The following is a 26,749-nucleotide window of genomic DNA, read 5'->3' on the forward strand; positions in this document are numbered from 1 at the left end:
GTAGAGGTGATTAGATGGAAGCCGGATTTAATTATAATTTCCCTGCTATTCGCGGTTATCAAGCAGGAAAAGAATATTATATTGCAATGTGTCCTTTAAAAATTATACCCAGACTTTTTTTATTTGATGAAGATGAAATCCCGCCAGAACACAGAGCTCAAAGAATTCTGAATAAAAGTAGAATCCCTGACATCACCAATTATATTGTTGAAAACCGAAATGATTATGTCTTTTCTTCTTTAACTGCTTCTGTTGATGGCGAAATTCATTTTACCGCATTCTCAGAAGAGCCCGGCAAAAAAGATATTGGAAATTTATCCATCTCTTTGGATTCACGTTTCCTCATTAATGATGGCCAGCATCGGAGAGCGGCAATAGAAGAAGCGTTAAAAATACAACCTGATCTTGGCAACGAAACAATTTCAGTAGTTTTCTACCATGATACAGCTCTGAAACGCTCTCAGCAGATTTTTTCTGATCTAAACCGACATGCAGTAAATACAACGTCATCCATTGGAATTTTGTATGACCATCGTGATAAAATGTCTCTCGTTACAAAATTAATTGTAGAAGAGATTGCGTTTTTACGCCGATACACCGATAAAGAAAAAGTTTCTTTATCTAAAAATTCACCAAAAATTGTTGCATTAAACCATATCTATAATACTAACCTGCGCCTATTGAATATAAAAAAAGGCGACTTGATTGTAGAAGGAGATGAGCAGTTTTTAATCGAATTTTGGAACCTCTTCTCGGATTCTATCACTGAATGGAAACTTATAATGAACAGAGAATTAACCCCTAAAGAATTGCGAATGAGCTTTATTGTTGGACACGGCGTTTTTCTAGAAAGCATCGGCATAGTAGGACATTACCTAAGATTGTTTCATTTCGATAACTGGAAAAGTATTTTATCAAAATTACAAAATATAGATTGGTCTCGCTCCAATCATGAACTTTGGTTAGGCAGAGCATTTAATCAAAACGGAAGAATTCAAAAGAACTCTCATACAGTTATGCTAACAGCAATCCAAATAAAAAAACAGCTGGGTCTTGCTTTAACGGAGCAAGAGCAAAGAACCGAAGAGTCTTTTCAGAAAGGAAGGTCATTATGACCGGCATTATAACGGATTTATTTAATGAGGGAACCTCTCTTATTGATGAAGCAAAAGAGGAGATAAAAAAAGTCTATTTATCGGATGAAAGACCTTGGGTAGTAGGTTACAGCGGTGGTAAAGATTCCACTGTTGTTGTGCAGCTTGTCTTTGAAGCTTTAGTTGAACTTCCCAAAACAGCTTTAAATAAAAAGGTGTATATTATTTCATCTGATACGTTAGTTGAAACGCCCTTAATTATTCAATCGATCACTACAACTTTGAGACGAATACAAGAAAAAGCTGTAGAAATGGATTTACCAATTGAAACACATAAAGTAAAACCTGTAGTTGACCAATCGTTTTGGGTAAACATTATTGGGAAAGGCTACCCCTCCCCTAACCAACAGTTTCGCTGGTGCACAGACCGTTTGAAAATTGATCCGGCAAACCAATTCATTATGGATAAAGTAGATTCATTTGGGGAAGTAATTATGGTTTTAGGTGTTCGGGAAAGCGAATCTGCTACAAGGGCTAATGTAATCCGCTCTCACACAGTTGAAGGAAAAGTTTTAATGCGTCATTCTACTTTATCGAATGCTTATGTATATGCACCGATTAAAAAGTTCTTATTAGATGATGTATGGAACTACTTATTAACAGTAACTTCTCCATGGGGGGACGATAATTATGAATTACATCGTTTATACCAGGATTCTAACAGTGGAGAATGTCCATTAGTAGTGGACAAAACAATTAAAGAATCTGCAGGCTCATGCGGTAACAGCCGGTTTGGCTGCTGGGTTTGTACCGTTGTTAACGAGGACAAAGCCTTAACTGGCTTTATTCAAAGCGGTCATGATTGGATGAAACCACTACTGAATTTTAGAGACTGGTTAACTAATATCCGTGATGACCGCAACATGCGTATGAAATATCGCATGAACGGCCAAGTGTATTTTCGTGAAGTCCAAATTGAAACAAAGGATGAGGTCCGGTATGTAAACATTCCGAAAAAAGGAAGTCGACAGAAAGAACTTATTCCGTTGAAAGACTTCGATGTAATTGAAAAGGGTGGACTACAAACATACTTAGATAAACACCATATTGACCTTTCTTCTTCCGATGATCCGAGTGTATTGATTAAAGATGAAGAGGGAAAACTTTATCGTTTGGGACTTGGACCTTTCACACTGGAAGCAAGGCAAGAAATTCTTGAAAGGTTGCTTCGCGTACAAAAACAATTGAAGCACCCAACAGATGAAAGTTATGAATTAATCCAGGAAGAGGAACTACGGGAGATCCGAAAAGTTTGGTTCAAACATGGAGACTTTGAAGACAGCCTTCCTTCCATTTATGAAAAGACTACAGGTGAAACCTTGGATTGGGAAAAAGATGAACGAATGATGTTCGACCCAAATGAACTTTCCCAGCTTGAAATGTTGTGTAAAGAAGAAGGGATTGATTTTAAACTATTTAAGAAATTAATTTTAATCGAAAAAAACTTTGCAGGCTATAAGATTCGCAGAGGGTTGATGGAGCAGCTTGCTTCAGCTTTAAAACAAGACTACCTACACTTATAAGTTTATATTGAAAGGATATCATCATTGTGATCTTCCATAAAATATCACTCACAAATATTGGACCATATCGAGGATTAAATACATTTGAATTTCCCATCTATACAGACTCTAATACTATTCTCATTGGAGGGAAAAACGGGGCTGGGAAAACTACTTTTTTAACAGGCGTTCGTCTAGCCCTATATGGTCCCCTAACGTATGGTCAAAAGACGGAAACAAGAGAATATTATCGAAAGATACATTCTCTTTTAAATAACCAGGCTTTAAAATATGCAGAAAATAATTTCAGAGTACGTATTGATTTCTCAATGGTAGAAGATTTTCAGCGGATTAACTGCTCAATCTATCGTAATTGGACTGTCAAAGATGAACAGGTAAAAGAGCAAGTTCATGTAATCAAGGAAGGCCACCATTTAAATGAAGCAGAGAAAGACGTTTTCTTTACTTCCTTAAGGACAAACTTCCCCCCTTCACTTTTAGAACTATGTCTATTTGATGGTGAAGAAATTGCTAAAATTATAAGTAATGATCGGATCTCTGAATATCTGAATGGACTATCTTTAAAGATCTTTAACTTAGATTTATTTAATAACCTTGAGATAGATTTATCATCCTACGTTTCGCAGACAATCAATAACACCCAGGAAACCCAACTGGCTCAAGAAGAAGCAGCCGTAAAGCAGGAGCTATTCGGCAAAAAACAACAAGCCGAGAAACTGCTTGCGCAACGAAACGAAAGACGAGACACTCTAGAAAGTTTAACGTTAGAATTAGAGCAAATAAAGAAAGACTTCTCTTTACACGGCGGATTGGTCCAAGAGGAAAGAGAACAGATTAGCCAAGAAATTTCCTCTGTTGAAACTCAACGTAAAGTTGTTAATGAACAAATTAAAGAGTTTATTTCGAAAGATTTACCTTTTTTCATTACCCGCTCATTAATGGGCCAAGCTGTGCAACAATTGGAAAATGAAGAAGATTATCATATTTCTGAAGCTCTGAAAAAGAAAATTACAAACTTGCCAATTAGTGAAATTTTATTAAAAGCAAATATTTCATCTTCTTCTGATAGTGATCAGACCGTTAAATCTTTATTATTGGAGCAACTTGTATCAGACCAAAAAACAAACTTAGTTCATCATGCTTCTAATACAGAAGCACAACAAGTAAAGTCTTTCTTTCACCGACTGAACGACGATCGTCTAAGTGAGTTCACTTCTAGCCTTCAGCAAAATAAAGATTCTCTTGCAAATATGCAGACTTTAAAGCAGAAGTTAAAAGTCAATGAAGGTACAAGTGAATTTGAAAAAATGATTCTAGATATGGAAAGACTGAATCGACTTATTCATCAAAATGAAAGTGAGCAAGCTCTTTTAGAAGGAGAATCAACTAATTTAATTAATGAAATAAATGAACTTACTGTTAAGTTAGAAAAAATTTCAACTAAATTATTTAATTTGAGAAAAGAAAATTCCTCGTTCATTCAATCGCAAAAAATCATGTCAGTCAGCCAGAAATTTAGAGAATTGCAGTTGCGCAATAAAATGAAAGATGTAGAATATTTCGCTTCCAAGATGTTTAAAGATCTAATGCGTAAAAAAGCATTTATTAATCAGATTAAAATTCATCCTAACACGTTTAATATTCAAGTGATTGATTCGAACAATGATGTATTGGATAAGGACATTCTTTCTGCTGGTGAAAAAGAACTTTTAATCTTATCAATCATTTGGGGGATTTTCACTTCTTCCAAACGGGAGCTCCCTTTCATCTTTGATACTTTGTTGGGAAGATTGGATTTGGAACACAAAGCCGCTATTGTTACACGCTTAATTCCAAAATTCGGCAGGCAAGTCATTGTCTTATCAACGGACTCTGAAATTGACCGTGAACTGCATACACAAATTCAGGGGCATATTGCAAAAGAATATACTCTCAATTTTGATTCACAAATAAAACAAACGCGAATTGAAAGTGGTTTTTTCAATTCTTCAGCTAAGGAGGTGCCGAACTCTTGAATTTTCGTCTAAAAACAAATACCAAAACAGCAGAAATACTAAAGTCGCTGCAAAGTACAACAAATTTAACACCTAATATTCTTTCAAGGTTGGCAATCTCCCTTTCATTGCGTGATCAAAACATGCCAAACTCTGTCCAGAGTGATAATGGTGGACTAGAGTTTAACCGCAATACACTAACTGGAGATCAAGATTATTTCTATAAAGTACTTATTCGCCAACACGCTAATCGTTCGGTGGAGGAAGAAGATTATTTTCCTGGTCTTTTTAACGCTCATTTAGCAAGAGGTGCAGAATTACTTGAGCAAGAGTACAAATACTCCGGTAACTATGATAAATTTATTGTAAACCTTGTTAAACAAATCTCTTGAGGAGGAGATTTTTATTGCTTTATCTAGACAACAGTGCAACTACCCCCATTCTTATGGAAGTAAAAGAAAAGATGCTCACTTATTTGACAGAAGAATACGGAAATCCATCGGGGAAATATTATGGTCTCGCTGAAGACGCCAAAAAAGCTGTAGAAGAAGCAAGAAGTCATGTGAGCCAATTGCTTGGAAGCTATACACATGAGGTTATCTTCACGAGCGGAGCTACTGAAAGTAATAACATGATCGTAAAAGGTGTGGCGGATCTTTATACTGATAAAGGTAACCATATTATCACTACTAAAGCCGAGCATAATTCTATATTAGATATTTGTAGGTTTTTAGAAACAAAGGGAATTGAAGTCACCTATTTAGATGTTGATCGCTTTGGTAGGATAAATATCGAAGATGTAGAGAAAGCTATTAATGATCGTACTATATTAATCTCTATTATCTGGGGGAACAATGAAACTGGCTCCCTAAATCCGATTAAGGAAATTGCCGAATTAGCAAACAAACATCAAGTCTTATTTCATATAGATGCTACCCAGGCAGTCGGAAAAGTTGAAATGAATTGGCATGAGCATCCTGGTATTTCGTTCTTATCTGCATCAGCTCACAAATTGTTCGGTCCAAAAGGCGCAGGAATTACTTTAATAAGAAGCAATAAATATAAGGAACTCCTCCCTCTCACTCCGTTAATCCATGGAGGCGGACAAGAACACGGCATTCGCAGTGGTACATATGCCGTCCACAATATTGTTGGTCTAGGGGAAGCTGCAAGACTGGCAAAAGAAAGATTTGATCAAAACTACAATCGCTTGATAGAACTTGAAGAGCATTTGTTATCTATTCTCCATTCTAAATTTGGAGAACGTATTATCCTAAATTCAGATAGCGAGGATAAGATCCCCGGTATAATAAATATAAGATTTAAGGGTCTAAATAATGAGGTTCTACTTAAAAAGCTCTCAACTGTTATTGCTGCCTCTACAGGTTCAGCTTGCAGCAGCGCTAAGCCTTCTCATGTACTACAGGCTATGGGCCTAAATTTGGTCGAAGTTCGTGAATCTGTTAGGTTTTCACTTTCTCCGTATCAAACAAAAGAAGAGTTAGATATTTTCAATCAGCTTTAAGGAAGTGCTATCTCGTGGATATTTATGAAATGGTAAAAAAATATGGTGAAACTTTAAAACCAATCGATAAAAAAGAACTTACAGAGGAAATCCCATCTGGCAAAAAAAATACTCCTCCAAAACTTACTAAGGATAATGTGATCCTAGACTTAAACAATGAATTTTCCATAAGTGACTTGGAAGAGAAATACAAAACTAATTTAACAGCGCTAAGAATTTTCTTGAAAAATAATGGGATAAGATTTGATCATCTTATTCAACAATGGACTCACAAAAGCAACTATGATGTTATTACGAGTTTATTTAATGACTACAATGCCTCACAGATGGAACTTAAAGAATATTGCCAGAAAAAGAGCATCAACCAAGATGTACTTTATCAAAAATTTTTGGACTATGATTTTCTTGAAGAACCTTCACTTCATAAAGCTGACTGTGAAAAAGAATTTGTTCAATCAAACACTTTGGCCTTTAAAGAAGAAAGTGACACACAATCCAAAGAGACTTCTCTTAACTCTGGGAAAAAAGTGGTTGAAGAAGAAACTTTAAAATTCAGCTCCAAAGAAATAAAACTACTGAAAAGTTGGTGCAACAACCTACAAGATTTCTCATCTGATTCCAAAGACGGGCAAACCCCTGTAGTGATTCCAACTTCTTTATATTTAAAACTCATTCATTATTCATCGAAGAATAATGAAGACTTCTTCAGAGTGCTAGTAAGATCAATTGAGGATTTTTTACAAAGAGAGGACACTTAATCAGTGACCTCTCTTTGTAATCAATTTGATAAGATCTCTACCATGAAAGCCTTTCAATTAAGCGAGATGGTTCATTCACCTGCGTACTTTTATAATCTTGAAACTTTAATAAATAATTGATTAAAACCTCACTTGTTTGCGTTGGATCTTTCATTATTTTTTCGTAGAGAATTTCAGCACCAGCGGCAGCATATTCCTCAATAATGGTGATCTTTTGTTTGATTAACCCTTGGTCGGTACCATATAAAACTTTGAAATCATGTGTTTCCAAGTACGTAATCAGATTCATTAAAGATTCGTCCGTATCTTCGTTAAATACATTCCAATGAATCAGCTCAAGCGATTTTGAAAAACTCTTTCTTTTCCCTTCTAAAAACCCCACAGCCAGAGAAAGCATAAAATAATCTTTATACGTATCAAAAATACCAAATTCTTTTTTATCTGTCATTGCTTTATATATATGTTCTTGTTCTTCGGGTCTTCTTATTCTTTGGCTTGCCAATTAATTCCCCTCCAGTATCTGAGTATACTCCAATTCAGCTTTCGGATTTTTCTTAGCGTCATGATAGTCTAACGTATAATTAGCCCCTACAAAATCTTTCATTTCCTTTTCAACTTCGCCTTTCCATTGGGAGGTTGAAACTATGACAATAATTTGATCAGACAGTTTATGAATTCCATGAGAAACCCTGCGTCTGTGATCAGAGTCCAGGGCTCCAAAAGGTGAATCCATTACCAATGGGTAAATGCCACCCTCCCCAATTCCACCGCTACTTTTTTCTCTATATTTTTCTCTGGCAATATCAACAATAGCCCCAATAAATGAAAGGCTGGTAATCTGCCTTTCCCCCTGAGACATAGCGACTTTATTCCCATTAGAATTTTTAACTATCAATTTAAATTCATTCGTTAGATCAATCTCGTAATCTTTGCGAAGGAAGTAAGAGTAAACATTCTTTAATTTCTCTCTTAAACTTTTCTTAACTTCTTCTTCCTTAATTGAATAAATCACCTGCATTGTCTCAATAAGTTTTACTGAAAGATCATACCTTTTTCTTGCAATAATTGCTTTTTGTTCGAACTGCTGTTGTTTATCGAGCTTCTTCAAAATATCTCTGAGTTCTTTTGTTATTTCTTCCGCTCTCTTCTCTTTTATAGCCAGTTCTTTAATAAATTTTTCCGTATCTTCTTCACACTCTTTTCTGCGCTGCTCAAGTTTCTGAATATCTTCAGAGTCTCTTTTAGAAATTTCAGCACTTTTCTCTTCAAGTAAATTGTTAATATCGTTTAATTCTTGGCTATACTCTGTCTGCATTGTTTGAAGCGCTGCCAATTCAGTGAAGAAATGTTGGCGGCTGTTTTTAACCAGCTTTATTTCTCCTTTTAGCTCCGTCATTGAAGCATACTGGTTATGAGGAGCCACCTGCTGCAATAATGTCTCTACCCTTTCCCTTGCTAATTTGTTCGAAATTAGGTCTTCTCCGCATAGGCATCGATCTTGTTCTAAAATTGCCTCAATTAATTGAGCTGTTAAATCTGGATAAGTTTCTTTGGCACTGTAGGATTCAGAATTCAGATTGGAAATTACCCTTTGTTCAATCCCTTCTGTTAAAGCTAAATACCCTTTTTTTGTAATATGAACATTAATACTTTTTTCAACACCCACTAATTTTTGACTTGTTTTTTCCTTTCTTTCTTCAAGACGTTTTCTCTCATTTTGAATCTCACTTATAGATTCTACTTTTGCCAACCGTTCATCAAGATCTTCTTTTTGCTTTCTGATTAGACTGATATTCTTTGTTAGTTGTTCTATCTCTTCTCTGTATTCTTTTTCCTCTGCTTCTTTCGTCTGTTGTTCAGAAATCAAGGCTTTTGTTTCACGATCCGAACTCTCGCTTAAATTTTGTAAGAATTCTTTTTTTGCCTCTTCCGTATGTCTGATGCTCCGCTCTATTATTTCAAGGTCCATAATCGTCTTAATCGCTTGCCTAATTTCGTCATTATCTTCATGACGAGCCAAGCTATCAATTCTTTCCCCATCAAAAAAGAAATAGTTCCGCAAGTTTTCAGGCAGCATTCTATTTACCTGAACTATAGGATTTCGCAGTGTAATCCACTTTCCATCCTTAAAAAATTTTAAATCTACCGTCGTATTATTCACCTTTATGCTACTATCAAATTTATCATAAGTAGCTTTCCTCAAAAGAATATAGTCTATATCCCGTGAGGTAAAATGCAATTCTATATACATTTCTGCCTTCGATCCATTTTCAATATTTTTCACCGTATACTCATTGATTAGTCTTTTAGAATCCGGCAAATCTGTAATTCCGTAGAGACACCAACTAAAAGCATTTAGCAAAGCTGTTTTTCCTGAACCGTTTTCTCCGTGGATCACTGTAATGTTTCGTTTGGGACCAATTGAAAAATTTATTTCTTGTGTGCCGTAGTATTGCCGGAAATTATGTAAAATAATTTTTTTAAGAAGCATTATTCTTCAACCCCACTTTTGATAATATTGTAAACATCCTTGCGTATTTGAGTGCCTTTTAAAGATTTTTTGTGAAGCATTTCCTTTTCTGCATCTAGTATCTTTTCCAGCACTTGAAATTCCTTAGGAGTAAGATTCTTTAAAACGTCCTCTATTTTTTTCGCACTCATCCTTATTTCCCCCTTTATTAAACATCAAGTAAGTGGTAATTCTCTTTCATTTCCCAAATGACCATATCTGCTTCCGGTCCATTAATTGCTAGTCTTGAGAATTCACTGAATCGCTCAATTTCTTTTTTCAATTGGGCTCTTTCAATGTTAAATAGTTCGTCATCTTTGTCTTCGTATAACTCCGGGTCAGGAGGCATTACAATAAAGTCATGAATAATAGCATGCTTTTTGTCAGGATGCTTCCTCAACACCCGTCCACGGCGTTGAATAAACTCTTTAGGATTCGACGTGCTAGAGATTAAATAAGCTGTTTGGGTAGCTGGCACATCTATTCCCTCATCTAAACATTTAATGGCAACAAGCGCATCAATCTCACCCTGCTCAAATTGAGATAAAATATTGCTCCGCTCTTTGTTCGATTCTGAAGAAGTAAATCGCTTCGCCTCAATGTTAAATTCATTGACAACAAGATCCAATACGGCATCCACTTGCCGTTGATCTTCCCCACTGGCTTCTTTTACCTTGCCATCCCCACAGTAAAATAAAGCTTTTGAGACTGTTTCTTGTTTTTTCAATAATTCCTTTAAAACGACCACTTTATTTTGCGCCGAGTAAATAATTCTAGCTCGCTTAATAGCAAGCCTATTCATCATTTCTTTCTTTTCCGGGTCTTTTTCAGCCTGGTGTACAAGCTTTTTTATTTTGTTTGATAACTCTAAATATTCTTCTGCCTCTTCGTCTGTAAGAGTTACCAAGTGTGGATAGTAATAATACTTCGTTAAAAAGCCTGCCTCAATTGCTCGCCCTAGGTCAAAGGTATAGACGACTTTTCCTCCAAAATAAGACAGCAGATTCTCAGTTCCTTCTTCATCCATCCAGCGATTTGGGGTTGCCGTCAATGCGAGTCGGTACTGGACATGGGCCGGCAAGCTTTTATTTAATTTAGCTGCTCCGAAGTAATGAGCTTCATCAACAATTAACAAAACGGGATTATTTAATGAAGAGAGTAGCTCTTGAAAGCTTTTCTGACTAAAAGTAGCATTTGTTGTTACAATCGAGATATTATCAGTAACTCCCCTATTAAATGCTCGTATATATTCCTCCATTTGAGGAAACCATTTTTCTTTACTTTCAAAAGCTTTGACAGGTCTTAACCCAAAATTTCTGCAATCCTCCATCCACTGAAGAGATAACTGAGTAAAAGGAGTAACAATTACAACTGCTAACCTATCGAGTGCTTCGTAGAGCTTAGCGGACAATGACAAAGCGGTAATCGTTTTTCCCGTCCCTGTTGCCATTTCCAAAAGGCCCCTACCTTCATTCTTAAACCACTCAGTAATTGCTTCTTTTTGATAATCTCTTACATTTAGAAAAGCCGGAATTGTGTGAGTCATGCTTTCTCTCTCCCTAACTAATAAATATATTCTTATTATGCCAGTTAAAGTACTCTACCGATGGCTCCACTTCTTTCCACTCCAACAAATCGCTGCCATCCAAACCTTCAATAAAAGTCTGACTTGTATTTTCCGCTCCAATAAAGTGTTTAGATACCTTAATCTTTTTATCTGGCAACACGGTAACGACCCCTTTGTCAAAGGCCCAATGGTGAAGTTTGCAAAGAGCGAGACCGTTATCTATCGTACTTGGTCCCTCAAAGGAATGCCAGAGAATATGCGCCGCATCAAGCCCAAAGGGTGTTTGATTAAATAAAGCTTGAAACCCACACATAGCACACTTATACCTAAAGTTTGCCAGGACATGTCGAGCAAACCTCGGATCACGTTTCACTAATTTATAGGGGTTGTAAAAAGAAAAGTTAAAATATGTCCGCAACTCATCTTGGATGGTCTGAGGCCAGTATTTTTCCAGTATATAATTGATTAGAATAGTCCGGCTCCGCTTATCTTTCTCAAGTAATTTAAAAGCTTCTTCATTTATGAACCCATAAACCGATTCTTGTCGAAGAAGTGAAACAGCAGCTGTTTTAGAACTTGTTAATTGAACTCCTTCTGGAAGCTTAAGGTCCCAAATTGGGGATGAATTTAGGTGGTGGAATGGCTGAAAAGAATTGGGTCTGCCTGTTCTATTTCCAAAGCTTTTTATTATTAAATCGAGCTCTGCCTCTACCTCTTTGTAATGAAATTTATTTTTTATATTTTCATCACGATCAATTTTAGAAAGGAGAAGCAATAGTAGGAGCGGCTTCTTTAGCGCTGTGCCTGCTTTACTGGAACGATGCAGTTTCATCTCATCTATCCATTGCAGAAGAGTATTAATGTCCATATCTGTGCTCCTTTAAAAATAGATGGTTATTTAGCTTCAATCAAAAAAATCCGCTCATCAAATCCGCCACGTTTAGCCGCTTTTTTCTTGCGGATCTCTTCAAGTTGATTGTAATCTGCTCCGTGAATAGCAGCAGCTGCATGGATGAGCTCAAGCAGGTCGGCGAGCTCTTCTAATGCTTTTTCGTCGTTGACGGCTGATTCATATTCCGTCAGTTCTTCGGTCATTTTTTTGCGGACTTCGGCTTCGTATTCTATTTCGTTAAGAATGCGGGTGCTGCATGTTTTTCCGGAGTTCCCGATAATTTCCGGAATGCGGTTGCGGACGAGTTTGTTGTATATTGGCATGGCTTTCTCCCCTCAATTAGTATCTGCCACTATTTTACCAGATTATCAACTTTCATAAATACTTAACCGCTTCATCATGAAACACCCACAGCTTCTTCTAGGAGCTAGATATTAGTCTTAACAATTAAAGTATCCGTTTATATAACCAGTTGATTGCATTTTTCATTGTACCTGGAATGGAGAAGTTATATTCAGGGACTGCCAATAATACTGCCTCTGAACCTTTAACATCATCTTTCAACTTTTTTACGTTTGCTGGGGCTTTGTGCGATGCTTTTCTTTTACACACTATAAGCCCGCATTTTATAATAAGTAGGCGATATGAAGAATAACTATATGACGTCCTGGGCGTCTAAGGATGAGGAATATATGGATACCATTACGCATACGTTGTTTGGCCTTGGAATTTATAAAGCGGTCAATAAAGAAAAAATGAGCAAAAAAGAAAAACAAGCTCTTCTTTTTACCTCTGTAGGGGCGAGCCAAATTCCTGATATTGATGTGATTTCACAGCTTTGGGACACAGCGGGGCAATATCAAATGTGGCATCGCGGAATTACCCACTCTGTCTTCCTTACACCAGTATGGGCCTTGTTATTTTTTATGCTCAACTATCTTTTTTTCCGTCTCAAAAGCTGGCCTTTCTTTTGGATTGCTCTTCTTGCTGTATTTATTCACGATACAAGTGATGTTTTCAATGCGTGGGGAACTGGATATTTTGAGCCTTTTTCAAACGCAAGGCTGACATTTGGCACCATTTCCATTATCGATTTTGTTATTTGGTTCCTCTTCTTATTAGCTTTTGTTATGGCCAAAAAAGTAAAAACGATGAAAGAATATCGTCTTTACCGTATCACCTGGGCTTTGATTGCGGTTCATGTTATCGCTCAGTCTGCCCAAGGATATATTGTTTATAAGCAGTATAAACCCCATTATGAACAAGTCGCTTTATCAGCCAGCTTTATTCCATGGAATTATTCGATTATCGGTAAAGATGGGAACAGAGTGGATATCATTCAGGATTCACTCTTAACGAAAGGAAATTTGATGTACAAACTGCAATCGGGCAGTGATCACGACTTAGACACATTATTTAAGCAGAACCCGAAAGCCCAAACATTATATGAATGGTCCCCTTTTGTGGTGGTCGTGGATAATAACCAGCAGCTTGGTATTTATGATCCAAGATTTTATCGGAAAGGCCAATCGTTCCTCTTTGAATACATTGACAAAACTCAAAAATAAGTTAGACGTAACAAACCGCATCTTAGAGTCAATATAGATAAATTCCAAACTAAAGGACCAAGACATACTAAACATGTCTTGGTCCTTAGTTTTACTTGTTTTCCGATTCATTTTTTCCCGCATCTTCAGCTAGCTGCTCGAAAGACTTGACTTTGCCATGTGGGTTTTGCGATTGCTTTCGGCCTTTCCATTGTCGTTCTTCTTGTCGTTTAGATTCAGTCATCTCGAAGTGCCCCTTTACATAAAGTGATTCACTAATAGATTAACCTTTAAGGCAATTTTTATGCTAAGCAGAAAAATCATGACACTCCCTAACAACGAGCGGTTAACTTCATTGTGCCTCCGCCATTGAATGGCAGAACAATTACAGCCACACAGAGATTCTTCTCTTCATGATCGTATACGTTTTAAGCCTTCTCTCACGGCTAAATTTGATAAATTATGGCTTTCTATGAAATGAACAACAGCATCCGGATTCGTTTTGGAATACTCTCTCAACGACCATCCAATCGCTTTTTGTATAAAGAACTCCTTAATGTGAGCTGTACGCTCAATAATGGAAAACAACAGTTGTTCATCCGTTTGACCTTTATATTTCAATTGGAAAAGAATCATTGTCCGCTTTAGCCACACATTTTCTGACTGAAGCCACTCGCCACCGCGTTCTGTAATAAAGTGTGGATATTTTAAAAACAACTCTCCAACTAAATGGCTCGCAATCGTATCAACCGTATCCCACCATGATTTTGTTACAATTAAATATTCCAGCAAATCGATATCTGTTGCTGCTAAATGCTGTTTCTTTTTAACGAGGTAGTCCAGCGCAATGTATTGATATTCCCTTTCAGGCACTTCCCACAATTCAGTAATGAAGGGCCGCAGCGATTCGTTTGGAATCAGGCCGACGCTTTTCAGCCACTTTGCAGAAATTTGTTTTCTCTCAGGCGCCCTAATACCAATAAACGGAAATAACCCCTTCATATACTTCTCCATTGCAATAGCGTTTTCCGGGTTGCGATGCTCTTCCAACATAGTGACCAATGAATGCATATATGGTTTGCTATCCATTTCTTTTTCCCCTGCCTTTCAATAAGCTTTCTTGTCGTATGCAATTTTCTTTCTGTTTCGTTGTTATGATAACTACCATTATACAGAACTTGGGGAGGTGCCCTGCTTTTTCGAGTCTTGAAGTGCAGCGGCTAAGATGTGTGAAATTCATTTATAATTAGTTCACTCTGCGCTTAGAAGAGTATTTTTGATAGATAGACAACAATTGCCACGGTGAAGCTGCTGAGAATAGTTGTGAGCAGGACGGTTTGTGAAGCGAATTCCGGATAATTATCGTATTCAAGTGCCAGTAAAGCGCTGTTTCTTGATGTCGGAAAGGAGCTGGCAATAAAAAGCGCCTGCGCAGTTGTGTCTGATAATCCGAGCAAGAATATAAGTGATAACGCAATAGCAGGAGAAATAACGAGACGGCCGAGGACCGCCCAGACAATCGGTCTAGAAATACGAGTAATTTTTAAATAAGCTACTTGTGCTCCAAGCGTTACGAGAGCAATGGCCAAAAAGGCATTAGAGGTATTTTCTATCGGTTTCCACAAAAAATCAGGGATATCAATATGCAGCCAGCGCAGTAAAACAGCAAGAAGCAAAGCATAAATAACAGGCAGCTTCATAATTTTTTTCACGATCGCCATCCCGCTGCTTTGAGCAGAAACCGAATTGTAAAATCCATATGTGAAGGTGAGTAAGTTCTGGAAAATGGAAACGATAATCTGGATGGACATGCCGGCCGGATTGGCGGAAAAAACAAGCTCACTAACGGGAAGTCCATAATTGCCCGAATTGCTCAAAACTAAGCTGTTTTTAAAGGTGGCTGACAGCCGGCGGTCAAATCCATTTGCTTTAGCCAGCAACATGCTAATGAAAATAAGGAGCAAATTAAACAGCAGTAAAAATAAAAGCGTTTGACCAACCAATTTTCCGGACATATTGCTTTCATAAATATTCACAAAACAAACAGCCGGCAGCAAAAAATTCACCGTTATCGTTGATAATGTGGATAAATCGAGCTTCAGTAAGCGATGCAGGCCTGCCCCCGCTCCAATCAATACAAACAACGGAAAAATAATATTCAATAAAATTTGATAAAAAATCTCCACTCCGCTCACCTTTTTCTTTAAGTTAGATAATAAAATGACGAATTCGGATAATAAAACAGCTTATTTGGATAATAAACAGGAGAAATTAGCTAATAAGGCACTTTATTCGGATAAAAAATAGCGAAAAGCAACAAAGTCTACAAAAACAGCAAAGAAGCAGGCGATCTCCGCCTGCTTTCGCTGTTTTACCCTTCTTCATTAATGACCACTTCCCGGCCTTTCCACTTTAAAAAGAGCGGAATACAAATCCACAAAGCTCCAATAATTAAAAAGAGAAGAGAAACCGGACTTGTCACAAAGATTGAAAATTCACCGTCCGAGGCAGTTAACGCCCGGCGCATATTGTTTTCAATCATTGGCCCGAGAACAAGCGCAAGAACGAGCGGCGCAACCGGGTAATCATATTTTGTGAAATAATAGCCGAGCACACCACAAGCAAGAAGCAGCATTAAATCAAATGTATTGAATTGAACAGCATACACACCGAAAATCGAAATAGCGATAATAATCGGAAGCAAATACTTAGCCGGTGTTTCAATGACCTTCGCAAATACTTTAACGAGCGGCATATTCAAGGCTAGCAGCATGACGTTTCCAATAAACATACTGGCAATAAGCCCCCACGCCACTTGTGGATGGTCTTCGAAGAGAAGCGGGCCTGGCTGGATGTTATACATGATTAAAGCTCCCATCAAAATCGCTGTCGTCCCTGAGCCCGGAATACCCATTGTCAGCAATGGAATCATCGCTCCGCCGGATGCACCGTTGTTCGCCGATTCAGGAGCAGCAACTCCGGCAATCGCCCCTTTTCCGAATTTCCCCGGATGTTTGCTTAATTTCTTTTCCGCAATGTACGAAAAGAAAGAAGCAAGTGTTGCTCCAGCACCGGGCAGCACTCCGATGAAAAACCCGAGCAGCGATCCCCGTAAAATGGGTGTGGAACTGTCTTTCAAATCTTGTTTTGTCGGCAAGATCCGGCCCACTTTCGAAACTTGTCCCTCTTCATTGTCTCTGTCCAAAATCGTCCGGAACACTTCCCCCAGCGCAAACAAACCGACAGCTACCGTTAAAAATTCAAGTCCAGAGTATAGATTAGGGAAATTATACGTAAAGCGCGACACACCTGATACATTATCGACGCCAATTGTTGCCAGCAAAAGCCCCATGACTGTCATAATTAACGCTTTTGTAATGGATTTTCCGGCAAGTCCGCTGACTGCACAAAGACCGAGCAGCATTAAGGAAAAATACTCAGCCGGACCGAATGAAAGAGCTAGTGCGGATAAAGGTTCTGCTAATAAAGCCAGCCCTAATAATGAAATAATTCCAGCAACGAATGACCCGATCGCAGCAATGGATAAAGCGGCTCCTGCTCTTCCTTGTTTGGCCATTTGATAGCCGTCAAGAGCCGTCACAACCGAGGATGATTCTCCCGGTGTATTTAACAAAATCGAAGTAGTCGAGCCGCCGTACATAGCCCCATAATAAACACCGGCAAGTAAAATAATGGAACTAGCCGCAGCGCTTTCGGCATCAAGACCTGATGTCAGTGTGGCAGTAATCGGTATTAAAAGCGCCACACCGCTCATCGGCCCAATTCCCGGAAGCACCCCGACCGCCGTGCCGATTAGTACGCCGAAAAACGCGAATAATAAATTTTGCCACTGCAAAGCCACACTAAATCCATTTATAAGAAATTGAATGGTTTCCATATATACACCTCCCGCATAAATTAAATTGGAAATCCAGGTAACGATCCTTGTAAAACTTCAACAAATAAATAATAAACACCAAAGGAAAAAGCCGCAGCGATCATGATTGTTTTCAGCCAGCCGCCCCGCTCCATCACTTGGAAACTGACCATTAAAAACAAAAATGTCGTAATCACATACCCAAGCGATTCAAGAAGATTTACATAAAGCACAGCAGCAGCCAAAATGATTAAGAAACGCTTGTAATCTGGCTTACTTTTTTTCTTTTCTTTTCCGCTGTATTTAAATGTTTCAAATAAAAGTCGTATACTTAATAGAATTAATACGATGCCAAGAGCGATAGGGAAAATATCTGGTCCTACGTTACTGCCGTAGGAGCTTGCCGAAATCTTCCGGCTTTCAACAATAAACAAAGCGCCAATTAATAAAAATATAATACCTGCATAACGATCAAAAGTTTTACTCACTTTATCCACCCCCATTATTCTCTTCATAGATGCCTGCAGCTAGACTTTGTAACCGCTTTCTAAAAATTATCAGAATCTTATTTTTATTGAAAGTTTTAAATCATATCTTTAATATTTTTTATATTTTTCACGAAATTTTATAGTTGCGTGAAAATTATGATTTTAATAGAAAAAATGTGTGTAAACTATTCAGATTTTAAACCCGGTGGTACGATTCAAATATGAAAGCGCTATCAATAATTAAGGGGGTAAGAGATATGTTTTCTACAATCAATTTTAAGAAATGGGGAAGTGTTTTTGCCAGCGGTGCTCTGGCTCTCAGTTTAGCAGCTTGCGGAGGGTCAGGTTCCTCTTCAGCAGGAAGCGGCGACAGCAAAGCGGCAGCTTCTTATCCTGAAAAACCAATTGTCATTAACGCACCATCCGGCGCAGGCGGCGGTCTTGATACAACCGCTCGTGCAGTAACAAAAGTATTAAATGACACAGGGCTGACAAAGCAGTCCATGACAGTCGAAAATAAACCGGGCGGCGGCCAGGCTGTTGGTCTTGCTGACTTTATTAATCAAGATCCTAAAGATCCTTACCGTTTATTTCTTCCTTCCGCGCCATTGCTCATTAACAATTTGAAAAAAGAAGGAAACAGCCCGTACTCTTATAAAGATTTAACACCTTTAGCACAGCTGACAAAAGACTATGGGGCCATTGTTGTACCGGTTGATTCTAAATATAAAGATTTAAAATCTTTATTTGCTGATTTAAAGAAAAATCCTGGCAGTCTCACATTAGCCGGGGGGTCAGCACCTGGTTCACAAGATCACTTAGTCGCCATGCTTCCGGCAGTAAAAGCAGGTGTGGATGCAGCTAAAATTAAATACGTCTCTTATGATGGCGGCGGGGAAGCGATGACAGCTTTGATTGGCGGAAATGCCGACGTGCTTGCCACTGATATTTCCGGTACCGGCGAATATTTAAAAGCAGGAAAAGTGCGTGTGCTTGGCGTATCTTCACCTGAAAGACTAAAAGGAACGTATGCGGATATCCCAACTTATAAAGAAGCAGGAATTGATGCAGAGTTCACCATTTGGCGCGGTCTCTTCGGTCCAAAAGAAATGCCGGACTATGCAGTGGATTATTGGAATAAAACATTAGCGGACATGACACAAACACCTGAGTGGAAAAAAGTTTTGGAAACAAACGGCTGGGAAGACGGCTATAAAAACTCTGAAGACTTCGTAAAGTTCCTGGACGAACAGGAAAAATTAATTCAAGAAATTCTCGAATCACTGAACATGCAAAAATAAACTAAAAGAGAAGAGACAGCCTCTCTTCTCTTTTTTATCCATTCCAAAGGAGTGAATTATAAATGAAGGAACAATCTGAAGACATTAAAAAGAAAGTGCAGCAACAATTCGGCCAACACGCAGAGAAGTATGTAACGAGCAGCACCCATGCAACCGGATCCGACTTGGCTCTTCTTCCTGACTGGCTGCAGCTCCATCCCAACTCCGTCGCCCTTGATATTGCTACAGGCGGCGGGCATGCGGCAAAAGCGCTGGCACCCCATGCGGCCCAAGTATTTGCGACAGATTTAACTTATAAAATGCTGGAAACCGCTAAACGCCATTTGGATCCTTTTGCAGCGAATATTTTTTATGTAACTGCAGACGCAGAGTCCCTTCCATTCCTAGACAATACGTTTGATGCGGCTACATGCCGGATTGCCCCACACCACTTCCCTCATCCGGAGAAGTTTGTCAAAGAAGTGGCACGCGTATTAAAACCTGGAGGAAAATTTCTGCTCATTGATAACATTGCTCCTGAAGAAAAAGAACTGGATGATTTCGTCAATCGTCTGGAAAAACTGCGTGATGACAGCCATGTCCGCAGCTATTCCGTGAAAGAGTGGACGGTCTGGTTTGAACAGGCCGGCTTAACTTTACAAAAAGAAGCGTTCCGCAAAAAGACGTTCAATTATCCGGATTGGGTGAGACGCACGACCACATCAGCGGAACAAATTAAACAAGTCGATGCCCACCTTCTTTCCGCTGGAAAAGTTACTCAAGACTACTTTTCTATTCATTCAACTAACGATGACATTCAATCACTGACTATTGACGAATGGATGGCTCTGGCAGAAAAAAGCTTATGATAAAAACCGGGTGTTAACCAGCATGCACTGCCGTTAACACCCAGTTTTGTCATTTTTCTTTCTCCTCCCCCTCTATAGGACAGTCAGTAATTCCGAATTTACAACGTTATCAAGATTTACGTATTCCAAACATTTTATTAAAAAATAATGAGCTCTTTAGAGAGGAAGATTAGCTGCTGCTCCGGCCTTTCCGTTTGTAGCGGTTACTTCCACTCATTGGAGATCGTTTATACCGTCGGCTGCTACTGCTGCTTCCTCGGTGATAATGACCATGTCTTCGCTCGCTGCTGCCTTGGGAAAGTTGCTTGATTTGCTTCAATATTTTTTTAAACATTTTTTACCTCTTTTCATCTTTTTGTAGAGCTTGTTGTTTTGTTTAATCTAGAATAGATTAAGGACAAAATTTAATAACTTAGTACTAAGCTTAGCTAAGTATAGCCTACTTTACTCGTCTAAAGTCTCTAGGTATTTTTACGAACGAACTAAATATAAAGATTCGTTTTTTTGAAATTAATGAAAAAAACGAATCCGATTGATCTAAAAGGGAGTTATTAGATGATTTGAATGATATCCTGGTCTCTACTTTCTACACCTTCGTTAAAAGTGAGCTTTGTTTTAAAATGGTACGATATATCTTCTGTCGAAACCCGGACAGAAGTTGGTAGATTAAAAGTAAACGATACTTTATTCAATTCTTCTGAAAGAATAAGCCTTGATGACAAGATGGTTGCTGAATCTATTACTTTTTCTATATCTGTAGATTGATCAATCATGACCAAATCACAGTCGATTCGTTTGATTTTTTGTTCAATAGTACCGCCGTTGATTAAGAAATACCCGTTAATATGTTCACCAGGACTATACGCTTCCTTAGGCAAGATAAGATCTATTTGTGCTGAACCTATTCCTAAACGAGACATGAATTTCCTCAGTAACAATGAATACCCTCCTCATTTGTTTAAGATTTTATATTTTGCGTACTCCCTAACCAGTTTATAAAACTTGGAAATTTATACACTTCCATTAGATTCTTCTCCAGAAGGCAGCTCTTTTTTCTCCTTTGATAGAAACCAGCCTCCTAATGCGATTAGAACGAGTACCACATAAAATGTTATTTTCCATTCAGGTGATTTGGCAAACCCTTCAGGTAATACTGCCAACTCTGGGTGTGATAACGTAAGAACAGACAGCTTTACTCCAACCCAACCTACAATGAGAAAAGCGGCAATTTCCAAGCCTGGTTTCGTATGAAGCAATTTTACAAAGAAATTAGCAGCAAAGCGCATAATAATTAAACCTATTATTCCTCCAGCAAAGATAACGAGGAATTTCCCCCCATCCAGCCCGCCGATTTGGGGCAGATTTGTATTTGGAAGCGTAACTGCTAGTGCCACTGCCGCAAGAATGGAGTCAACTGCAAATGCGATGTCGGCCAATTCTATTTTGAAAACAGTTCCCCAAAATCCTGATTGTTTCTTTTCCTCTGCTTCTTTATTCTTTTCTTTTCCTTTATTTACGATCAGTTTTCTAACAATATGATTGATTGCAATAAATAAAAGATAAAGAGCACCTATCGCTTGAACCTGCCATACATCGACAAGGAAGGAAATCGCAAATAGTGAAGCAAAACGGAAAACAAATGCACCCGCGAGTCCATAAAACAGTGCTTTCTTTCTTTCCTCTTCTGGAAGGTGCTTGACCATGATGGCTAAAACAAGTGCATTATCCGCTGCTAATAGTCCCTCTATTGCAATTAAAAGTAATAGTACCCAGCCGTATTCTAATAACATTGAAAGTTCCACGTAATATTATTCCTCCTTTAGTATTCTGTTATTACGTATTCTCAACGACGTTATATTTTTCTTTAAGAGATTGTGGAGCCATTTTTACCATTCTTTCTAGAACAAAACCTGCGATAACAACATCATCTATGATTCCAATGAAAGACAGGAAGTCTGGAATCATATCAAAAGGAAAGAAGGCATATGTGAGAATCAGTAAGATTCCAAGTGCTTTTTTATGAAGCTGTACATCCCTTGATACGAAAAAATCTTTTAAAAAGGGGAGGAATTTCCAAAATTTCAACATAAATTTAATTCTTTTTAGGTACTTGAACAAATGAATCACCCTTTTCTAATTTTTAAAAGTCTAGTAGAGTTTAACGGCTTCCTTTACTATAGCCTCAAGTAAACGCTGTCTATTTCCCATAATCTTCCCTCCAACGAAATTTACCAAATAAAAAAACCTTTACCAAATGTGGTAAAGGTTTTTATACAAATAAAGACCTTTACCAATAGGTAAAGGTCTTGCTAACAACGTTATGTTGCCAACAAAGCCGAGAGTGACAGCACTCCGAAATGACGACTTTGTTGTAAAAGCTACTCCCCTTTAGGAGAACTATTCAACTATTTAAAGTAAACATACTATACTCTCTATAAACATGTCAAATATTATTTTACTCATACGTGGAAATCTTGCTATTACCTTTTCCGGTATCTGCGCTCAGGGCGGCCAATCGTTCCATACATAATTTCTACTTCAATCTCTTGATTGGCTACTAAATATTCCAGGTAACGCCGGACAGTGGAATGACTGGCGCCAATCGTTTTTGCAAATTCTTCCGCATTGATGCTGTCCTTTATTTTCTCCATTTGTGCTCTTACTTTCTTTAACGTATGTTTATCAATTCCTTTTGGCAAATCTTCCGGATCTTGCTCCTTTGCCGCTTGTTCTTCCCGGCTCTTCATTCTAAAAAAGCTGTTCACGTCATTTTGCTCTATTGTTTTTAAATTAGTCAGCTTCGTTCTCGTTTCTTTATATTGCTCAAGCGTATCTAGAAACTTATCAATCATAATTGGTTTCATCATATAACTGAACGCTCCGCCTCTGATCGCTTCACTCACTGTATGTGCATCATTGGCGGCCGTGATCATAATCACATCAACGCTGCGCAGTTCTTTTCTAATTTCCCACAATAAATCTGTTCCTTTCATATCCGGCAAAAACACATCAAGCAAAATAAGGTCCGGAGTAAATACATTCAGCAGCTCAAGCGCCTGTTTTCCTGTGCTGGCGGAAGCTATCACTTGAAATCCTTCTACTTTCTCGGTGAACTTTTCATAAATTTTTGTTGCTGTTTCATCATCTTCTATGATCATTACTTGGAAAAATGAGTTTGCTGTTTTGATTCTCCTCACCTCTTTATCTTTTTGGTATGGCGATTGTAAACTTCGCACCGCCTAAATCACTGGCTGATAAATAAACTTCTCCATGTAATACTTCTATTGTCCGTTTGACAATTGCCAGTCCGAGACCGTGGTTTTCTCCTTCTTTCGTAGAAAATCCTTCAGCAAAAATCTTTTCTTGCCATTCATCAGGAATCCCTGCGCCGTTATCCTCTATATCAAAAATAATATCATTTCCGTAATCGGTAAAGGATACCTTCACCTCCGCCTGTTCACCTTTCGTTCCGCTCGCTGCTTCCATCGCATTATCTATTATATTACCAAGCACAGTCACGAACATCTTTGTGTTTAAAGAAGAGGGAATATGCTCGAGATTGCTGTTTTCATCGATCCCCAGCTGCACTTTCATTTCCTTAGAACGGTTAATCTTTCCAAGCAGGCAGGCGGCAATAAAAGGATCTTTAACAGACGATGTTAAGAAAACAACCGTATCCTGACGCTCTTTCACCTCATCGGATATAAGTTCTCTTGCCTCGTCATACTGCTCTAGTGTTATCAATCCGTAAATCGTATTTAACTTATTTAAATATTCATGATTTTGAGCGCGGATATTATCAGAAATGCTTTTAATTTTTGACACTTCATTTGTCATTTGTTCAATTTCCGATTCAGGACGAATCGTCAACACTGCACCGCTTGTTTGCTGCTTTTGCACAATCGGTGAGGCATCAATCATATACAGCTGGTGGCCAACCAGGAACTTTTGATTAACGAGACTTTGTTTTGTCATGACAACCGATTCAATAATCCTTATCAGCCTGCTGTTAACAACTTTACCGCCTCTCTCTATTCGGTCATCTTTCAGCAGCTCTCTTGCCCGCTTATTAATGGAAGTGATTTCATAAAATTTATTGACTGCAACAGTCGCGTCCCGGATCGATTCCAGGGCTGCTTCTTTCTCTTTAAATAAAAATGAAATCTCTTCCGGCTCCAAGTTAAAAATCAATCTTTTTATCCTTTTAGCAATAATAACAGCGCCTATGATACCAGCGATAACGATAAATATCGAAAATTGAAACAATTTTAGCCGGTAACTGTTAATTCTTTTCTCTATTTCATTTGTTAAAAAACCGACAGATGACACACCGATAATCTTCCCTTTTTTATTGTAAATAGGCGTTTTTGCTTTCACAGCAAAACCCGATATCCCCGTTCCCTCATATATAACAGAAGCTCCCTTCTCCAAAGCTTGACTGCTGCTTGTTCCCATCTCTTTACCGATATATTTTGCTTGAGGGTGAGAATAGCGAATGTTTTGTTTATTGCCAATCACCACGTAGCCCGCCCCCGTTGATTTGCGAATTTCTTCGGCAATTGGCTGGATCGTTAAAGAAGGATTGGGTTTCTCAAATGCTTGGATGATCTCTTCCTTTTGGGCAGTCATTTTAGCCACCGTCATTGCTTGGTTGCCTAGTGACATCTTAACTACCTCATCCAACATTAAAGAAAAAATCATACTTACAAATAAAATAGTAAGAAAAACAATAATGGAAATAAAGCCGATCATTTGTGTTAATAACGTAGGCTGTGTAAATTTTCTTTTCAATCATCTGCCCCTCTTTCCAAACGAATGACGCGAATGTTTGCCCGCTTTTAAGCCGCTTATGATTTGCTTATACTTATTAACTCTTATTTTTCTTTCCATTGTCAATGAAAAATAAAAAAGTATGAATAGGGCACACAAAAGCCTGCCTCGCAAATCGATAGATTCCGGTTTGCGGGGCAGGCTTCGTTATTATAATAAACGCTTTCGAGTTTTTTAACGAAATTCGTTGACGTGACCTTAAGGCTGCAAATGCCCGGCAGAAAAACCGGCATAGGCAGCACTAGTTTGTGACATATAAAGCTTTACTTAAGGGCGTTCAACCACCGTTGCAACACCTTGGCCCCCACCAATACATAAAGTGGCTAAGCCGTAACGCTCATCTCTTCGCTTTAATTCATGCAACAACGAAACTAAGACACGCGTTCCACTTGCACCAATTGGGTGTCCTAGTGCAATGGCGCCGCCATTCACATTTAAAATCTCTTCATTGAATTTTAACTCTTTTCCAACTGCTACTGACTGTGCAGCAAAGGCTTCGTTTGCTTCAATAAGATTTATATCTTCAATGGATAGACCTGCTTTTTCCAATGCTTTTTTAGTAGCTGGAACAGGACCAATTCCCATAATGCTTGGATCCACACCAGCACTCGCATTCGCACGAATTGTTGCAAGCGGCTCAATTCCCAATTCATCAGCTTTCTGCTTGCTCATTACAACAACTGCGGCAGCTCCATCATTAATACCTGAAGAATTGGCAGCAGTTACGATACCATCCTTTTTGAAGGCTGGACGCAATTTTGCCAGTGTTTCAACGGTTGTTCCTTCTCTAGGAAACTCATCCTTCGCAAAAACAATAGGGTCTCCTTTTCTTTGCGGAATGACAACAGGAACAATTTCCTCTTCAAAACGACCAGCCTCAATTGCTGCAACCGCTCTTTGCTGGCTTCGAGCAGCGAATTGATCTAGTTCTTCCCTTGTCAGCTCGTATTTTTCACAAAGATTTTCTGCAGTAATTCCCATATGATAATCATTGAATGCACACCATAAGCCATCGCGAATCATACTATCAATTACCTTTTGGTCTCCCATGCGAAATCCTGAACGGGCATTTTCTAATAAATACGGTGCTTGGCTCATATTCTCCATACCACCTGCAACAACAATGTCAGCATCACCAGCTAAAATGGACTGTGCAGCCAAATGAACCGCTTTTAATCCAGATCCACAAACTTGATTAATCGTAAATACCGGTACCTCCTGAGGGACACCTGCATGAATCGAAGCTTGTCGAGCAGGGTTTTGACCTGATCCCGCTTGAAGGACGTTGCCCATAATAACTTCACTTACTTGTTCTGGGGTAATTCCAGCTTTCTCTAATGCAGATTGAATAACAAGAGCACCTAGTTTTGGCGCTGAAATATCTTTTAAACTTCCATTAAAATTTCCAATTGGCGTGCGAACCGCACTTGCTATAACTATTTCTTGTTTTGTCATTTTATTCGTCTCCTTATAATAAAAATGTAGGTTCTTCGTTGTTTATTATACTAGATTAAAAGCTTATAAGATTAATCGGATCCGGTAGCAAATAAATCTTCCTGTATTTTCACCAGGACCGTATTTGGAGTTACATCTTGATTTTCTTTAACCTCCAAAGACGTAATCACACCACTCATCCCAACTCTAATTTCGTTTACAGAGCCATTTTTATCTCTTATTAAAAACAGCTTTTCCCACGCATAAATATAGGATGATTTGTTTACCAAAATGTTTTCAACCTTGCCATAGCAAGGACTATAAATTGGTTGCATAAATGTTTACCCTCCTGGAAAATTATAAGGAAATGTTAATGACTCGTCCTGCATCAGATTCGTATAATTATTTTAAAAGACATCCTGAAAAATTTATCCGAAAATTATTACATATGTAAATTTTCAGTCTATTCTGACGTTTCTTAGCACTGCATTTTTCTTTAAAT

At 38.3% G+C, this 26,749-nt stretch carries 28 protein-coding genes; 9 read left to right on the forward strand and 19 right to left on the reverse strand.

Annotated elements, in window-relative coordinates; translation table 11 throughout:
- Window positions 1-14 precede the first annotated feature (14 nt).
- Genes dndB through F9802_RS08930 form a run of 6 tightly spaced genes read left to right on the forward strand, consistent with a single transcriptional unit; the run spans window position 15 to window position 6,954 of the window.
- Window positions 15-1,115: a DNA sulfur modification protein DndB gene (gene dndB, locus F9802_RS08905; protein ID WP_152151062.1), complete on the forward strand. Its 1,101-nt coding sequence runs from the start codon at window positions 15-17 to the stop codon at window positions 1,113-1,115.
- A complete protein-coding gene (gene dndC, locus F9802_RS08910; protein WP_191991821.1) occupies window positions 1,112-2,677 on the forward strand; it encodes a DNA phosphorothioation system sulfurtransferase DndC in 1,566 nt (521 codons plus the stop codon). The genes dndB and dndC overlap by 4 nt, the downstream gene beginning before the upstream one ends.
- Before the next feature lie 26 nt (window positions 2,678-2,703).
- Entirely contained in the window at window positions 2,704-4,692 is a 1,989-nt protein-coding gene (gene dndD, locus F9802_RS08915; RefSeq protein ID WP_191991823.1) for a DNA sulfur modification protein DndD, read from the forward strand.
- Window positions 4,689-5,063, forward strand: a complete 375-nt coding sequence (locus F9802_RS08920) for a DndE family protein (protein ID WP_152151068.1) — start codon at window positions 4,689-4,691, stop codon at window positions 5,061-5,063. The genes dndD and F9802_RS08920 overlap by 4 nt, the downstream gene beginning before the upstream one ends.
- Before the next feature lie 14 nt (window positions 5,064-5,077).
- Window positions 5,078-6,196: a cysteine desulfurase family protein gene (locus tag F9802_RS08925; RefSeq protein ID WP_152151070.1), complete on the forward strand. Its 1,119-nt coding sequence runs from the start codon at window positions 5,078-5,080 to the stop codon at window positions 6,194-6,196.
- 14 nt (window positions 6,197-6,210) lie between these two features.
- Window positions 6,211-6,954 (forward strand): hypothetical protein, encoded by a 744-nt coding sequence (locus tag F9802_RS08930; protein WP_152151072.1) that lies wholly within the window; start codon window positions 6,211-6,213, stop codon window positions 6,952-6,954.
- Window positions 6,955-6,991: 37 nt separating this feature from the next.
- Here the strand turns inward: F9802_RS08930 and F9802_RS08935 are convergent, their stop codons facing one another.
- The 7 genes from F9802_RS08935 to F9802_RS08960 all read right to left on the reverse strand — a co-directional run bounded on the left by F9802_RS08935 (window position 6,992) and on the right by F9802_RS08960 (window position 12,534).
- Window positions 6,992-7,456, reverse strand: a complete 465-nt coding sequence (locus F9802_RS08935) for a DNA phosphorothioation-associated protein 4 (RefSeq protein ID WP_152151074.1) — start codon at window positions 7,454-7,456, stop codon at window positions 6,992-6,994.
- Complete coding sequence (locus tag F9802_RS08940) at window positions 7,457-9,445, reverse strand: AAA family ATPase (protein ID WP_152151076.1); 1,989 nt, start codon at window positions 9,443-9,445, stop codon at window positions 7,457-7,459.
- Window positions 9,445-9,615: a hypothetical protein gene (locus F9802_RS19610; RefSeq protein WP_191991825.1), complete on the reverse strand. Its 171-nt coding sequence runs from the start codon at window positions 9,613-9,615 to the stop codon at window positions 9,445-9,447. The genes F9802_RS08940 and F9802_RS19610 overlap by 1 nt, the downstream gene beginning before the upstream one ends.
- Before the next feature lie 17 nt (window positions 9,616-9,632).
- Entirely contained in the window at window positions 9,633-11,009 is a 1,377-nt protein-coding gene (locus tag F9802_RS08945) for a DEAD/DEAH box helicase family protein (protein WP_152151078.1), read from the reverse strand.
- Window positions 11,010-11,022: 13 nt separating this feature from the next.
- Window positions 11,023-11,898: a phosphorothioated DNA-binding restriction endonuclease gene (locus F9802_RS08950; RefSeq protein ID WP_152151080.1), complete on the reverse strand. Its 876-nt coding sequence runs from the start codon at window positions 11,896-11,898 to the stop codon at window positions 11,023-11,025.
- A 26-nt stretch (window positions 11,899-11,924) separates the two neighbouring features.
- Window positions 11,925-12,245: a nucleoside triphosphate pyrophosphohydrolase gene (locus F9802_RS08955; protein WP_152151082.1), complete on the reverse strand. Its 321-nt coding sequence runs from the start codon at window positions 12,243-12,245 to the stop codon at window positions 11,925-11,927.
- A 124-nt stretch (window positions 12,246-12,369) separates the two neighbouring features.
- Window positions 12,370-12,534, reverse strand: a complete 165-nt coding sequence (locus F9802_RS08960; protein ID WP_404799153.1) for an NADPH-dependent FMN reductase — start codon at window positions 12,532-12,534, stop codon at window positions 12,370-12,372.
- An 80-nt stretch (window positions 12,535-12,614) separates the two neighbouring features.
- On the opposite strand from F9802_RS08960, the gene F9802_RS08965 reads away from it, so the two are divergent.
- Window positions 12,615-13,490 (forward strand): metal-dependent hydrolase, encoded by an 876-nt coding sequence (locus F9802_RS08965; RefSeq protein ID WP_152151084.1) that lies wholly within the window; start codon window positions 12,615-12,617, stop codon window positions 13,488-13,490.
- Between the two features lie 91 nt (window positions 13,491-13,581).
- Here the strand turns inward: F9802_RS08965 and F9802_RS19925 are convergent, their stop codons facing one another.
- The 5 genes from F9802_RS19925 to F9802_RS08985 all read right to left on the reverse strand — a co-directional run bounded on the left by F9802_RS19925 (window position 13,582) and on the right by F9802_RS08985 (window position 17,834).
- The gene (locus F9802_RS19925) at window positions 13,582-13,713 is read right to left on the reverse strand and encodes a DUF6254 family protein (RefSeq protein ID WP_225435262.1); all 132 of its coding nucleotides are present in this window, start codon (window positions 13,711-13,713) and stop codon (window positions 13,582-13,584) included.
- A 167-nt stretch (window positions 13,714-13,880) separates the two neighbouring features.
- Window positions 13,881-14,558: a DNA alkylation repair protein gene (locus tag F9802_RS08970; RefSeq protein ID WP_225435264.1), complete on the reverse strand. Its 678-nt coding sequence runs from the start codon at window positions 14,556-14,558 to the stop codon at window positions 13,881-13,883.
- A gap of 173 nt (window positions 14,559-14,731) precedes the next feature.
- Window positions 14,732-15,655: an AEC family transporter gene (locus tag F9802_RS08975; RefSeq protein ID WP_152151086.1), complete on the reverse strand. Its 924-nt coding sequence runs from the start codon at window positions 15,653-15,655 to the stop codon at window positions 14,732-14,734.
- Between the two features lie 185 nt (window positions 15,656-15,840).
- Complete coding sequence (locus tag F9802_RS08980) at window positions 15,841-17,367, reverse strand: tripartite tricarboxylate transporter permease (RefSeq protein WP_152151088.1); 1,527 nt, start codon at window positions 17,365-17,367, stop codon at window positions 15,841-15,843.
- A 20-nt stretch (window positions 17,368-17,387) separates the two neighbouring features.
- Complete coding sequence (locus F9802_RS08985) at window positions 17,388-17,834, reverse strand: tripartite tricarboxylate transporter TctB family protein (RefSeq protein ID WP_152151090.1); 447 nt, start codon at window positions 17,832-17,834, stop codon at window positions 17,388-17,390.
- A gap of 257 nt (window positions 17,835-18,091) precedes the next feature.
- On the opposite strand from F9802_RS08985, the gene F9802_RS08990 reads away from it, so the two are divergent.
- Together F9802_RS08990 and F9802_RS08995 are read left to right on the forward strand one after the other, a co-directional pair.
- Window positions 18,092-19,135: a Bug family tripartite tricarboxylate transporter substrate binding protein gene (locus F9802_RS08990; RefSeq protein ID WP_152151092.1), complete on the forward strand. Its 1,044-nt coding sequence runs from the start codon at window positions 18,092-18,094 to the stop codon at window positions 19,133-19,135.
- Between the two features lie 62 nt (window positions 19,136-19,197).
- A complete protein-coding gene (locus F9802_RS08995) occupies window positions 19,198-19,983 on the forward strand; it encodes a class I SAM-dependent methyltransferase (RefSeq protein ID WP_152151093.1) in 786 nt (261 codons plus the stop codon).
- 551 nt (window positions 19,984-20,534) lie between these two features.
- On the opposite strand, the gene F9802_RS09000 is transcribed toward F9802_RS08995, so the two are convergent.
- The 7 genes from F9802_RS09000 to F9802_RS09030 all read right to left on the reverse strand — a co-directional run bounded on the left by F9802_RS09000 (window position 20,535) and on the right by F9802_RS09030 (window position 26,582).
- A complete protein-coding gene (locus F9802_RS09000) occupies window positions 20,535-20,921 on the reverse strand; it encodes a sporulation protein (protein ID WP_152151096.1) in 387 nt (128 codons plus the stop codon).
- 72 nt (window positions 20,922-20,993) lie between these two features.
- Window positions 20,994-21,785: a TerC family protein gene (locus F9802_RS09005; protein WP_152151098.1), complete on the reverse strand. Its 792-nt coding sequence runs from the start codon at window positions 21,783-21,785 to the stop codon at window positions 20,994-20,996.
- Between the two features lie 31 nt (window positions 21,786-21,816).
- On the reverse strand, window positions 21,817-22,071 hold the full coding sequence (locus F9802_RS09010) for a YkvA family protein (protein ID WP_152151100.1): 255 nt from the start codon (window positions 22,069-22,071) through the stop codon (window positions 21,817-21,819).
- Window positions 22,072-22,463: 392 nt separating this feature from the next.
- Window positions 22,464-23,180, reverse strand: a complete 717-nt coding sequence (locus tag F9802_RS09015; protein WP_404799154.1) for a response regulator — start codon at window positions 23,178-23,180, stop codon at window positions 22,464-22,466.
- Window positions 23,181-23,184: 4 nt separating this feature from the next.
- Complete coding sequence (locus F9802_RS09020; protein WP_225435265.1) at window positions 23,185-24,774, reverse strand: ATP-binding protein; 1,590 nt, start codon at window positions 24,772-24,774, stop codon at window positions 23,185-23,187.
- A 306-nt stretch (window positions 24,775-25,080) separates the two neighbouring features.
- Window positions 25,081-26,268 (reverse strand): acetyl-CoA C-acetyltransferase, encoded by a 1,188-nt coding sequence (locus tag F9802_RS09025; protein ID WP_152151102.1) that lies wholly within the window; start codon window positions 26,266-26,268, stop codon window positions 25,081-25,083.
- 71 nt (window positions 26,269-26,339) lie between these two features.
- Window positions 26,340-26,582: a hypothetical protein gene (locus tag F9802_RS09030; RefSeq protein ID WP_152151105.1), complete on the reverse strand. Its 243-nt coding sequence runs from the start codon at window positions 26,580-26,582 to the stop codon at window positions 26,340-26,342.
- Between the last annotated feature and the right edge of the window lie 167 nt (window positions 26,583-26,749).

This window comes from Bacillus aerolatus (genome assembly GCF_009183655.1).
GTDB classification, from domain to species: Bacteria; Bacillota; Bacilli; order Bacillales; family Domibacillaceae; genus Pseudobacillus; species Pseudobacillus aerolatus.